Annotated in this window: 11 protein-coding genes and 1 riboswitch; of the genes, 3 read left to right on the top strand and 8 right to left on the bottom strand. The window is 36.5% G+C overall.

The features are described from left to right. Nucleotides 1-12 precede the first annotated feature (12 nt). Nucleotides 13-1,002: a tRNA dihydrouridine synthase gene (locus tag MKY70_RS01975; RefSeq protein ID WP_061676137.1), complete on the bottom strand. Its 990-nt coding sequence runs from the start codon at nt 1,000-1,002 to the stop codon at nt 13-15. Nucleotides 1,003-1,203: 201 nt separating this feature from the next. Further along, entirely contained in the window at nt 1,204-2,580 is a 1,377-nt protein-coding gene (gene rlmD, locus MKY70_RS01970) for a 23S rRNA (uracil(1939)-C(5))-methyltransferase RlmD (protein ID WP_088031357.1), read from the bottom strand. A 121-nt stretch (nt 2,581-2,701) separates the two neighbouring features. Continuing rightward, a riboswitch (purine riboswitch) is annotated at nt 2,702-2,803 on the top strand. A gap of 196 nt (nt 2,804-2,999) precedes the next feature. Between rlmD and MKY70_RS01965 the strand changes: the two genes are divergently transcribed. Further along, nucleotides 3,000-4,196, top strand: a complete 1,197-nt coding sequence (locus tag MKY70_RS01965) for a NupC/NupG family nucleoside CNT transporter (protein WP_002010061.1) — start codon at nt 3,000-3,002, stop codon at nt 4,194-4,196. Nucleotides 4,197-4,241: 45 nt separating this feature from the next. Here the strand turns inward: MKY70_RS01965 and MKY70_RS01960 are convergent, their stop codons facing one another. Beyond that, nucleotides 4,242-4,949 carry a hypothetical protein gene (locus MKY70_RS01960; RefSeq protein WP_044444282.1) on the bottom strand — a complete coding sequence of 236 codons (708 nt, stop codon included), beginning with the start codon at nt 4,947-4,949 and terminating at the stop codon, nt 4,242-4,244. A gap of 505 nt (nt 4,950-5,454) precedes the next feature. Between MKY70_RS01960 and MKY70_RS01955 the strand changes: the two genes are divergently transcribed. Together MKY70_RS01955 and MKY70_RS01950 are read left to right on the top strand one after the other, a co-directional pair. Continuing rightward, complete coding sequence (locus MKY70_RS01955) at nt 5,455-6,531, top strand: polysaccharide deacetylase family protein (RefSeq protein WP_088031358.1); 1,077 nt, start codon at nt 5,455-5,457, stop codon at nt 6,529-6,531. 116 nt (nt 6,532-6,647) lie between these two features. After that, entirely contained in the window at nt 6,648-7,877 is a 1,230-nt protein-coding gene (locus tag MKY70_RS01950; protein ID WP_002029496.1) for an aminopeptidase, read from the top strand. 40 nt (nt 7,878-7,917) lie between these two features. Here MKY70_RS01950 and MKY70_RS01945 read toward each other — a convergent pair whose 3' ends face one another. The 5 genes from MKY70_RS01945 to MKY70_RS01925 all read right to left on the bottom strand — a co-directional run bounded on the left by MKY70_RS01945 (nt 7,918) and on the right by MKY70_RS01925 (nt 13,674). After that, a complete protein-coding gene (locus tag MKY70_RS01945) occupies nt 7,918-8,241 on the bottom strand; it encodes a DMT family transporter (RefSeq protein ID WP_000263259.1) in 324 nt (107 codons plus the stop codon). 47 nt (nt 8,242-8,288) lie between these two features. Further along, entirely contained in the window at nt 8,289-9,740 is a 1,452-nt protein-coding gene (gene gabD, locus MKY70_RS01940; RefSeq protein ID WP_088031359.1) for an NADP-dependent succinate-semialdehyde dehydrogenase, read from the bottom strand. Next, nucleotides 9,733-11,100 carry a sigma-54 interaction domain-containing protein gene (locus MKY70_RS01935; protein ID WP_002167042.1) on the bottom strand — a complete coding sequence of 456 codons (1,368 nt, stop codon included), beginning with the start codon at nt 11,098-11,100 and terminating at the stop codon, nt 9,733-9,735. The genes gabD and MKY70_RS01935 overlap by 8 nt, the downstream gene beginning before the upstream one ends. 307 nt (nt 11,101-11,407) lie before the next feature. Next, entirely contained in the window at nt 11,408-12,772 is a 1,365-nt protein-coding gene (gene gabT, locus MKY70_RS01930) for a 4-aminobutyrate--2-oxoglutarate transaminase (RefSeq protein WP_176280907.1), read from the bottom strand. Nucleotides 12,773-12,927: 155 nt separating this feature from the next. Beyond that, nucleotides 12,928-13,674 (bottom strand): HAD family hydrolase, encoded by a 747-nt coding sequence (locus tag MKY70_RS01925; protein ID WP_002029491.1) that lies wholly within the window; start codon nt 13,672-13,674, stop codon nt 12,928-12,930. Between the last annotated feature and the right edge of the window lie 3 nt (nt 13,675-13,677).

Raw genomic sequence — 13,677 nt, 5'->3', positions numbered from 1 at the left:
AACTTTCAAAAGTTACACTGTTTCACTATCTCCATCCTTATCAACACTCGCCTCAAACTTATCAAGCAACGCACGCACTTCATCAGTTGATTTCGTGTTCATCAATTGATTTCTTAATTCAGCAGCTCCAGGGAATCCTTTTACATAAATTTTGAAGAAGCGATGAAGCCCTGTGATTGAACGTGGTAGTACTTCTGCATATTGATCTTGAAGGTCAAGCTGCAGTCTTAAAAGGTCAAGGTGTTCTTGACTGCTATGCTCTCTCGGTTCTTTTTCAAAGGCAAACGGATTTTTAAAGATTCCTCGTCCAATCATAACGCCATCAATACCGTATTTTTCAGCAAGTTCCATTCCAGTTTGACGGTCAGGAATGTCTCCATTGATTGTTATTAACGTATTTGGTGCGATACGGTCACGTAACTTTTTAATTTCCGGAATTAGTTCCCAGTGCGCATCTACTTGGCTCATTTCTTCTCTTGTACGTAAGTGAATAGAAAGGTTCGCAATATCTTGTTTGAAAATGTGCGTTAACCAATCTTCCCATTCGCTTAATTCTTTAAAGCCAAGTCGTGTTTTTACACTGACAGGTAGTCCACCCGCTTTTGCTGCTTGAATAAGTTCTGCCGCAACGTCTGGACGTAGAATAAGACCACTACCTTTTCCTCTTGATGCTACGTTCGGTACAGGGCAGCCCATATTAATATCAATACCTTTAAATCCTAACTCTGCCATACCAATACTCATTTGACGGAAATATTCAGGATTATCTCCCCAAATATGCGCCACTATCGGTTGCTCATCTTCTGTAAAAATTAAACGGCCACGTACACTTTTCATACCTTCTGGATGACAATAGCTATCCGAGTTTGTAAACTCTGTGAAAAATACATCTGGGCAACCAGCTTCACTTACTACGTGACGAAAAACAACATCTGTCACATCTTCCATTGGTGCAAGTACGAAAAACGGTCGTGGTAAATCATTCCAAAAATTATCTATCATTTCAAATTCAAATCCTCTCAATATGAATACAATTTCAAACTCTCAATTTAAAAATATAAAGCCAAATAGCAAAAGTACATTTGGACATTTATATTTTGTGAAAATCAGCAATATTCATTTTAACTAAAATCGTTGCTGAATGGTATTTTTATAAACCAAAAAGCAGATGGTATAGATTTTTCTATATCAACTGCTTTTTTATTATACCAACTTAAGCCAAGCCACACACTCTACATGAGTCGTATGCGGGAACATATCAACAGGCTGTACTTCCTGTGTTTTATATCCGCCTTCTTCTAGTACTTTTAAGTCACGTGCTAATGTTGCTGGGTTACATGATACGTATACGACGCGCTTTGGCTTCATGTCGATGATTGTGTTTAGTAGTGCTTCGTCACAGCCTTTACGCGGTGGGTCTACGACCATTGTGTCGGCGATTACGCCTTCTTTGTACCATTTTGGAATGACTACTTCTGCTTCTCCTACGCCAAATTCAGCGTTTGTCATGTTGTTTAGTGCTGCGTTTCGGTTTGCGTCTTCGATTGCTTCTGGGACGATTTCAACGCCGTACACTTTTTCCGCTTTTTGTGCTAGGAATAAGGAGATTGATCCAATTCCGCAATAGGCATCAATTACTGTTTCGTTACCATTTAATTTTGCGTATTCTAACGTTTTATCGTATAGCACTTTCGTTTGTTCTGGGTTTACTTGATAGAATGAACGTGCTGAAATCGCAAATTTAATGTCACCGATAAAGTCATAAATATATTCTGATCCGTACAGTACTGTCGTTTTGTCTCCGAAAATAACGTTTGTACGTTTCGTGTTTACGTTTTGAACGATTGATTTTACTTCTGGGAATTTCGCTGCGATTTCTTCAATGATTGCTTCTTTATTTGGCAATTCAGCTGTACGTGTAATAAAGACAAGCATAATTTCCCCTGTTACTTGTCCGTAGCGAGCCATTACGTGGCGAAGTGTTCCTTTGTTACGCTCTTCATTGTAAGCCGAAATACCGTGCTTTTCACAAATACGTTTTACTTCTTGAATTAATGTATCGTTTTCTTCCGCCTGAATTAAGCATGATTCCATATTAATGATGTCATGCGTTCCTTGACGATAGAAACCAGCTACAAGTCCACCTTCACGTTCTCCAATTGGCACTTGTGCTTTATTGCGGTATACCCACGGGTTTTTCATGCCAAGTACAGGATGAACAGGAACATCACTTAATCCACCGATGCGCTGCATAACGTCACGTACTTGTTTTTCTTTCGCTTTTAATTGTCCTTCATATGTTAAGTGCTGAAGTTGACAACCTCCGCACTCGTTGTACACGGGGCATTCTGCATCTTTACGATATGGACTTTCTTGATGAAGTTTCATTAAACGACCAAACGCGAAGTTTTTCTTCACTTTAATAATTTTAATTTGCGCTTCCTCACCTGGTAATCCGTTTTTTACGAAAATAGGATATCCCTTCACTTTCGCAACACCGGCACCATCATGTGTTAAATCTTCAAACACTACATCTATAAACTCGTTTTTTTCAACTGGTGGCGTCATTTTTATACTCATTTTCCGACCTCTCTTTTTCATAACACTGCGTTACATTTTATCATACTTATATGGTCTATTTCTATTGGAAGAAAAAAAGCTATTGACGATAGTTCTCTAGTAATGTTACGCTACTACTAATTTAATACGGACGATGTTACCTCATATATAGTCGATAATATGGATCGAGAGTTTCTACCCGGCAACCTTAAATTGCTGGACTATGGGGAAAACTAATGAATATTAGCCTATGTATAAAAAAGACTCCTATTGATTAGCTTTCTCTCATAGATGAAAGTGAATCCATAGGGTCTTTTTTTTATTTTTCAAAAAGGTCAGACATCTTACGTATGACATGAAACTTCCATTACTTTATTTTTAGTAATATAACGAGCGTTTTATGTAAAAACTTTATACGAACTTCTGAAAGGGGCAACTACATGCAATATGTAATGAGCATTATCGGTATTCTTGTCGTTTTAGGTTTATGCTTTGCTTTGTCAAACAATAGAAGTAAAATCAACTTCCGTGCAATTGCTATTATGATTAGTTTCCAAATTTTAATTGGTTGGTTTATGTTTGGCACAAAGATCGGACAGCAAATTATCATCTTCATTAGTAAAGTTTTCAACAAACTAATTAAACTTGGTACGACAGGTGTCGATTTTCTCTTTAATGGAATTCAAAGAGATTTTGTCTTTTTCTTAAACGTATTACTAATTATCGTATTTTTCTCAGCACTACTTTCTATCTTTAGTTATTTAGGTGTTTTACCATTCATCGTTCGTATTGTCGGCGGTGCACTTTCAAAAATTACTGGTTTACCACGCGTTGAATCATTCCACGCAGTAAATTCTGTATTCTTTGGTTCTAGTGAAGCGTTAATCGTTATTAAAAATGATTTACAACATTTTAATAAAAACCGTATGTTTATCATTTGTTGTTCTGCAATGAGCTCAGTTTCTGCCTCTGTAACAGCATCATACGTTATGATGTTAGATGCGAAATATGTATTAGCGGCTCTTCCGCTAAACTTATTCTCAAGCTTAATCGTTTGTTCATTATTAACACCAGTTGATACGAAAAAAGAAGACGAAGTGGTTCAAAAATTTGATAGAAACCTATTCGGAGATAGCCTTATCGGCGCTATGATTAACGGTGCGCTTGATGGTTTAAAAGTAGCTGGTATCGTTGCTGCGTTAATGATTGCCTTCATTGGTGTTATGGAAGTTGTAAACTACGTAATTAGCGCTGCTTCAGGTGCAATGGGATATGCTGTTACTTTACAACAAATCTTCGGTTATATACTTTCTCCATTCGCATTCTTAATGGGTATTCCAACTCAAGATATTATCCCAGCTGGTGGTATTATGGGTACGAAGATTGTATTAAACGAGTTTGTAGCAATCCTTGATTTAAAAGGCGCTACTGCAACATTAGCTCCACGTACAGTTGGAATCGTTACAGTATTCTTAATTAGCTTCGCAAGTATTAGCCAAATTGGTGCGATTGTTGGTACAATCCGTGCCCTTTCTGAAAAACAAGGAAGCATCGTATCAAAATTCGGTTGGAAAATGCTATTTGCATCAACACTTGCTTCTATTTTATCTGCAACAATCGCTGGATTGTTTATTTAATAAAAAATCACCTTACTCTTTTAAGTAAGGTGATTTTTTGATTCTTTATGAAACCGAGTGAAATTCGACCGCTTCTTCTGTATTGATAATCCTATCTTTATATATACCTTTTATTGAAATATAAATGATAGATTTGTTTATGTTTTTTAACTTTCCTAATGAAAAATGATAAAGTAATCCATCGCTTTTTAAGGTCCACATCTTCCCACTCCATGGCCCAGTAGCTTTTTGTTCATCCGATGCCTTTATTTCACCTTCATATTCACACTCTCCAAAAGGAGTTTTAATTGTATTCTTCTCTGTATCAATTCGAATATTTTTAATTAGTTTCAAATTCTCATCAGAGAGAATTTGAATTTCATGGTCTTTCTTTTTAAAAAAGAGTTTTCCGTCTTTTGTATTTATATATTCTGCATTATTCATTTCATCTATCATAAAATCATATTCTTCTTTTGTAATACCCAAGTTTTGATGATAAGGAAAAGTTTTTTTCGGGATAATTTCTTCTTCTGCATACTTCAAATACCAATCTAAATTATTTGTAATGCTAGCGCTCATTTTATTTCCAATTTTATCTAATTTCTCTTTTATCCCATAAGGAAATTCTAGCGTCATAATATCCGCCGTAACTTCCGCATTCATAAGGCGTGATGGAATATACTCCTCCACACTATTCGCTTTACTCACTTCACTTTGACAACCGACTATGAATAGCGATATGAAAAGGATATATACTAGTTTTTTATATTTCATTTCTGTTCTCCACTCCGTACATCATTCTTACTTACATTTATAGCGGTTCTTATTATAGTCCAAGATCCTGATATTTTAATAGAAACTACTCTACATATGCAAAATTGCATATTAATAAACCTTTCTCTTACTTTAAAATTAACTTAAATCATTTACCAAAATATACAAATTACAAATGAACAATGTTATAATTTGTAAAAAATATATTGGAGGATATTATGAAAGCTCACGCCCTTTTCGACTTCTTACACTTACTAGTTTTAAGCATGAAAAGCTATTATGTATGGGGAATGCCAATCTATGTATTCATTATCCCTCTTATTTTTGTAGTAGGTTATATCATTATCAAATCAAATAAGAAACGCAAGAATACCTCTATTCAAAGTCACTAACCTACCATTCACCTAAAAATGATATGATGAACAAGGGTATATCCCCACCTCTCTTATAGCGGTGGGGATTTTAATGTAAGCATGCAACATAATACACAATAGAAGGTGATTTTATGAGAAAATACGCAGCGATTGCTTTATGTACATCTGCCATTCTAGCAGGATGTAATACTAGCAATGTAGAGCCTAAAAAAGAAAAAAAGGTTCAAGAGGTTAAGAAAAAAGAAGAGACGGTGCCGGAACAAGGTAAAATTTCTTATAATCCAATTACGCACGAATCTACAAACGCAAATATTCATATTACAGACATAAAAGATTCTTTAACCGAAGTACAATATAAAATTTGGCGCACTGCTGATGGAAAGGAAAGTGCTAAATCCTTTTCTTCTAAAGAGAAAAATCAACAATTTACACTTCCCTTTGATATAAAAGAATTTGAAGGAAAACGCGGTGAATATCAAATTGAAGCTACAGGAACAACAGAGGGCGGAAAAACTATTCCACTTACGAAATCTACTATTACTTTCGAGCAAAAAGTTCCTGTTCTTATGTACCACGCAATTGATGATTATCATGGACAAGGTATTAAAGATTTATTCGTATCGCCTGCTAACTTTGAAGCACAAATGAAGTATTTAAAAGAAAATGGTTATACTTTGTTAACGTTTGAACGCTGGGGCGATATAAATAAAGTAAACAAGCCGATTTTCGTTACATTTGATGACGGTATGAAAAATAATATGAATGCATTTCATGTTTTACAAAAACTAAAAGACGATACATTTAAACCAGCGGCAACAGAATATATGATTGTTGATAACGTTGATGTAGAAGGAGCTCTTTCTACATCTGAAATAAAAGAAATGGTTGATTCAGGTATTTTTTCTGTACAATCTCACACAGCAACACACGCAGACTTGCCGAAAATTACAAACTATGATGAAGAGTTAAAAGGATCAAAAGAAAAGCTAGAGAAAATAACAGGTAAGCCTGTTATCGCAATTGCTTATCCTTTCGGTCATGTAGATGATAAAGTTGTCGCAGAAACAAAGAAACACTATCAATTTGCAACAACAACGAAGCCAGGACAATTCATTACGAAGGGTGAACCTGATGAGTTGTTAAAAATGAAGCGTGTTCGCATACACCATACAACGACTGTAGAACAATTTGCTTCTTCGATTAAATAACTATTAGAGCTCAATACATTTTGAGCTCTCTTTTTACGTTATATTTATATATATTTTTAGAATTTTCTTGTATTATATATAGTAAGAAATCTTTCAAACTAAAGGAGATTATACATATGTCATTTGAACAAACGTTAGAGAAATATGCTGCCCTTGCAGTCAATGTTGGTGTTAATATTCAACCCGGACAAACTTTATCAATCAGTGCACCTCTTGAGGCTGTACAGTTTGTACGCCTAGTTACAGAAAAAGCATATAAATCTGGTGCAAAACACGTATATGTTGATTGGAATGATGAGACGTTAACACGCTTAAAGTTCGATCTAGCTCCTGAAGAAGCTTTCTCTGAATTCCCTTCTTGGAAAGCAAATGCTCGTGAAGAATTAGCAAAAGAAGGCGCTGCATTTATGTCCATCTATGCAGAGAATCCTGATCTATTAAAAGGTGTAGAACCAAAGAAAATTGCAACAGCTCATAAAGTAGCTGGAGAAGCGATGAAAGTATACCGTGATTATGTACAAGCAGATAAAGTAAGCTGGTGCGTAATTTCTGTTCCTACGAAAGAATGGGCTGCAAAAGTATTCCCTGACGTAGCGCCAGAAGAACAAGAAACAAAACTATGGGATGCTATCTTCAAAGCTACTCGTGCTGATTTAGAAAATCCTGTGGAAGCATGGAAAGAACATGATGAAACACTACATACAAAAGTAGATTACTTAAACGAAAAACATTATAAAGCTCTTCACTATACAGGCCCTGGAACAGACTTAACAATCGAACTTCCAGAGAAACATGTATGGGCTGGTGCTGGTAGCTTAAATGAAAAGAACGTAGCATTTATGGCTAACATTCCAACTGAAGAGGTATTTACAATGCCTCTTAAAACAGGTGTGAACGGCCAAGTATCTAGCACAAAACCGTTAGCATTTGCAGGTAATATTATCGATAACTTTACATTAACATTCGAAAACGGACGTATCGTAGACTATAAAGCTGAATCTGGTGAAGAGGCTTTAAAACATTTAGTAGAAACAGATGAAGGTTCTCACTTCTTAGGCGAAGTAGCTTTAGTACCTCATGATTCACCAATTTCAAACACAAATATTTTATTCTACAATACGCTATTTGATGAAAATGCATCTTGCCACCTTGCAATCGGAAATGCTTATGCATTTAACTTAGTTGGCGGAAAAACAATGTCTAAAGAAGAACTTGCTGAAAATGGCGCAAACGCTAGTATTACACACGAAGACTTCATGATTGGATCAGCTGAGCTTGATATCGACGGCATTACAGCTGATGGAAGACATGAGCCGATCTTCCGTAAAGGTAACTGGGCGTTTTAATAAAAATAAAAGGCTATCTTCCACGCTGGAAGATAGCCTTTTATGATGCTGATGACACTTTCAGTCCAATTACTCCTAAAACAATAAAGAGAATACAAAATGCTTGGAATAAATTAATATGCTCTTTAAAAAAGTACACACTAATGATTGTAATAAGTAGCGTTCCCACACCAGACCAAATTGCATAAGCAATGCTTAAATGAATCTTTTTAACAACGATAGCAAACACGCTGAAACAAATTCCATAGAATACGAAAATAAGTACACTTGGAACAAGCTTTGTTAAACCGTTCGATAACTTCATCGCAATCGTTCCAGCTACTTCAAAAATAATTGTTACGAGTAATAATAGCCAATATACCATACTAGAATCTCCTTCTCTGTTACCTTATAGAGATTCTAGTATACTACTTATAGTCCTAACGAAATATATTTAATTTCTAAATATTCCTCGATACCGAAATGGCCTCCTTCACGGCCGATACCACTTTCTTTAAAGCCTCCAAATGGTGCTTGTGCAACTGATGGAAGGCCATCGTTTAAGCCGATAATTCCGTACTCTAACGCTTCACTAATTTGGAATGCTTGACTAATATCTTTTGTGAAAATATAAGCAGCCAAGCCATATGGTGTATTATTTGCTCGTTCGATTACTTCTTCAACTGTTTTAAATTTAGCAACTGGTGCAACCGGTCCAAATGTTTCTTCATTCATACAAAGCATCGTGTCATTTGCCAATCCAATTACTGTTGGCTGAATGAAATAACCATCTAACTCTGCAAATTTATGGCCACCGTATAAAACTTCTCCGCCCTTTTGAATTGCATCTTCAATATGTTCTTGTACTTTCGAAACTGCATTCGCATCAATAAGTGGACCTACAGTTGTTCCTTCGCCGAATCCATCTCCGACTTTCAGCTGCTCTACAGCTGTTGTGAACTTCCCTGCAAATTCTTCATACACTTCTTCTTGAACAAAGATGCGGTTTGTACATATACACGTTTGTCCTGCGTTACGGAATTTCGAACCAATTACCGCTTCTACCGCCTTATCTAAATCAGCATCATTCATAACAATAAATGGAGCGTGACCACCTAATTCAAGCGAAACCTTTTTCATCGTTTGCGCAGCGCTAGCCATTAATTCTTTTCCAATTTCAGTTGATCCTGTAAAGGAAACTTTTCGAACGCGCTCATCTTCCATCCACGTATCAGCAATTGCTTTTGCACTACCTGTTACAATATTTATTACACCTTTTGGAATATCTGCTTCATGTGCTAATTCAACTAACTTCAATGCAGTTAATGGCGTTTGACTCGCTGGTTTCACAACTGCCGTACAGCCTGCTGCAAGTGCTGGAGCTACCTTTCTCGTAATCATAGCAGCCGGGAAATTCCAAGGCGTAATAGCTGCCATAACCCCAACTGGTTGCTTCATAACTAAAATACGCTTATTCGGATGAGAAGCAGGAATCATTTCACCGTATATTCTCTTTCCTTCTTCTGCGTACCATTCAACAAAACTATTTGCATAATTCACTTCACCAAGTGCTTCTGCAAACGGCTTCCCTTGCTCTCTCGTCATGATTGCTGCAATTTCTTCTTTATTTTCATCAATGAGCGTGAACCATTTTTTTAACTTTACTGCGCGATCCGCTGCCGTTAATTTTGACCATAATTTAAAAGCCTCATGTGCAGCATCAACTGCTTGCTTTGCCTCTGTAATCCCGCCCTTTGGTACAGTTGCAAATACTTCCTTTGTCGCTGGATTATTCACTTCGATTTGTTCTTGCAGTGTAATCCACTCACCATTTATATACATCGCTTTTTTCTCTAAGTTTACGAACGTCACTTTTTTATCCAATGTTTTCTTCCTCCTCTATAAACTTCTTAATCTTCCTAGTAGCAGCAGATTGACTTATTTGTAAAAACTCAGCCACTTTATAACTTGATCCATACGTTTTATATGCTTTAAGAATAATATTTCTCTCTACCTCTTCCAGCATTCTATAAAGACTTTGTCCGGATTGTTCAACTGTGGCCTCTTGCATAGATAGTGGCAAATCTTCTACCATTACAAAATCATCTGCAGTGATAACAATTCGTTCAATTACATTTTCAATCTCTCTATTATTTCCTTCCCAAGGGTACCCTACAAACATTTGTAACGTACTAGGTGCTAACTTCACATCACGTCCGTACTTTTTATTAAAATGCTGTAAATAATGATAGATGAGCGGCAAAATGTCTTCTGTTCTCTCCCGAAGTGGCGGAATTGAAATTGGAATGACATTCAGACGATAGTATAAATCTTTCCGGAATGTTCCTTGTTTCACCATCGTACTTAAATCTCTATTTGTTGCCGCTACAATTCTAACGTCCACCTTTTTTAATTCTCTTCCGCCTATAGGACGAAACGTTTTTTCTTGCAATACTTGCAAAAGCTTCGCTTGAATTTCAAGCGGCATTTCACCAATTTCATCTAAGAAAAGAGTTCCTTTATGCGCTGATTCTAATAGCCCCTTTTTCCCTTCACGATTTGCACCTGTAAAAGACCCACCTGAATATCCAAAAAGCTCAGATTCGATTAAATTCGTCGGCAATGCCGCACAATTAATTTCATAGAAACTTTCATTCTTCCGGTGACTCACTTCATGCAAATGGCGTACTAATCGGCTTTTCCCCACTCCAGTCTCACCTAATACGAGAACAGTACTATCTACTACAGATACTTTTTTTATTGTTTCGATTATTTTTTGCATAGCGATACTTTTAAAAATAAGTCCTTCGTGTTCATATGTTTCTCTTAATTCTTTTTTATATGTTTTTAACTGATTATCCATTTCCTCTACCTTTTGACGTAATTGATAGAGTTCTGTAAGATCACGAGAATAACTAATCACTCTTCTTAAATTTCCCTCATCATCAAAAACAGGCCTTGTACGAACATGCAAATACTCTCCTGATTTCGTTGTTTGAACAAGTTCAACTGGCCTTTTCTTTTCAATTACTTCTAACGTTGCAGACGGATAAAAAATCCCTTCTTTTTGTAGTTCTTTTACATGCTTTCCTACTAATTCCTTAGCAGAGAGCTGGTAATGTCTTTCACACATGCTATTTACACGTACAACGATTCCTTTATCATCCGTAACAAAAATTTCGTCAAATGCATATTCAAATACATCTTGTAAATCCATCAACACTCGTTCCTTTTCTGCAACCATCCTAGCCACCCCTTACTTTAAATCCATCGATTCACTTCACTACCTTTATTATAAAGTGAATTTTCTGCATTTTATATAGAGTAAGCTAGAATGTTTTCAATTTGTTATTTATACAAATCTATTTATATTTTTTCAACACATAATTCGCTGCCTTGAAAAATACAGAATGCCATCGCAACCACACCCTCACTTTGTTTTAGCTTGGCATGGGGCAGGAAAAGGGGCTGACCGATTCTATGCATGGCCAGATGCTCTCTTTCGCCTAAAAAGAAAAGCTTTATGCCCTTTTTTAAGTTATCCCAATTCTTTATACACGAGCGATATTTGCTTGCTCATAACAAGCTTGCAATGATTCTTCAATTATTGTTAAACCTTCCTCAAGTTGCTCATCTGTAATCACTAATGGCATTAAAACACGAATAACATTTCCATATGTTCCTGCTGATAGTAGAAGTAATCCATGCTTATTTGCCTCTGCACATAAATTAGACGCTAATGTTTTATCAGGCGCTTTCGTCTTGCGATCTTGAACGAGCTCGAATGCACACATTGCACCTAAGCCGCGCACATCACCGATGCAATTATATTTGTTTTTCATCTCTTGGAATCGGTTCATTACGACTTTCCCTACTTCTATCGCTCTATCATTTAATTTCTCTTTTTCTATTACATCAAGCACAGCTAATGCAGCCGCACATCCTAGTGGGCTTCCTGCATATGTTCCGCCCAGTTCTCCCGGTGCAGACTCATTCATAATTTCTTTACGTCCAATGACACCACTTATCGGTACACCAGCACCTAATGATTTAGATACCGTAATTAAGTCTGGAACGACATCATAATGATCAATTGCAAAGTATTTTCCGGTACGACTAAAGCCTGTTTGAATTTCATCAGCTACAAATAAAATACCGTTCTCTGAACAAATGCTGCGTACTTCTTGAACGAATTTCTTACTTGGAACGATAAATCCGCCTTCCCCTTGAACAGGTTCCATTACAACTGCTGCAATTGTTTCTGGTGCTACTTCTGATATGAAGAAGTTCTTGAACTCTTCAATGATAAAGTCATCATACTGCTCTTCTGTTAAACCTTCTGGGCGACGGTATTCATATGGGAATGGCGCTTTATATACTTCTGGAGCAAATGGGCCAAATCCAAATTTATATGGTTTTACTTTACTTGTCATCGTCATTGTCATTAATGTACGCCCATGAAATCCTTTAGAAAATGCGATAATTCCAGGTCTCTTCGTATATTTACGAGCAATCTTCACTGCATTTTCAACCGCTTCTGCCCCACTATTTAAAAACAGCACTTGTTTATCGAAATTACCTGGCGCTAATGCGGCCAGCTTTTCTGCCAATTCAATATACGGCTCATACATCATCACATTAAATCCAGTATGAATATATTGATCTACTTGTTTATGAAGCGCTTCTTTAACAGCTGGATGACAGTGTCCTACATTAATTGTCCCAATTGCTCCTGCGAAATCAATGTACTGATTTCCATCCACATCTGTTACGAGTGCACCATTTGCAGACTGTACAAATGTTGGAATACCATTACTTACTCCTTTTGGTACTATATTTTGGCGGCGTTCTAATAAAGACGCTGCTTTCGGTCCTGGAATTTGTTCATTTACTTTAGCAAATTTTTTTGTGTTCATTGTGTACCCCATCCTTTTCTATACAATGTTTTCTCTTTATATTGCAAGATGTATGCCAACTCCCTCTTTCTAGTATTCATCCCATTCTCTTACTATCTCGGCATAAAAAAATAAGTCTATAAAGACTCATATAGAGTCCTTATAGACTTATTCATTTATACATTAGACTTTCCTTGTTCCCAAATAAACTCACCTGAATGAGAAATTAAATCTTCAACAGATTGTAATACTAAATCTGCAAGTGGTTCTAGCGTTTGACGATCACCCGTACCAGATAGTACGCCAATCGCATAACAGTCGCCACCATTTTTCGCTAAATATAAATCCGTCGGTGTATCCCCGACGACTGCTACTTCACATGTCTCTAAATTAAATCTCTCACAAAACGATTCTACAATTTTTTTATCTGGCTTCTGTGCTGGAAATGTATCTGAAGCTATAACACAATCAAAAAAAGCTTCCAATTGATATTGCTTTAAAAATAATTCTGTCGGCGCGAAATCATCAGCTGTAACGACACCTAGAATAAACCCTCTATCCTTTAACGCTTGTAAAACTTTCGGTAAATCTGCCGTCATTCTCATATGTGAACGATGCTCGTACATAAGAGCAAACAACTTTTCACTCACCCATTGATGCATCTCTTCTTCTCTAGATGATGCAATATACTTACAAAGCCCCTTGGCCACATCAAGACTCGTTCCAGCAGCGAGCGCACTACGCGGATGAACAAATGCTCCATCTACGCCAATCTCTTTTAATAAAGCCTGCTGCATTGATTCTGGTAATTGATATAAATTTATACATTCTGCAACAAGCTCTTCAGCTACTTTTATCCAAATTGAATGAAAATCCATTAATGTCCCATCTTTATCAAATAGTATTGCTTTTACCTTCTCCATAGC

The sequence above is a fragment of the Bacillus sp. FSL R9-9492 genome, assembly GCF_038007365.1.
In the GTDB taxonomy this organism is placed as follows: Bacteria; Bacillota; Bacilli; order Bacillales; family Bacillaceae_G; genus Bacillus_A; species Bacillus_A mycoides.
Note: the sequence above shows the minus strand (reverse complement) of the source record. Positions and strands in the feature narration are given on the sequence as shown.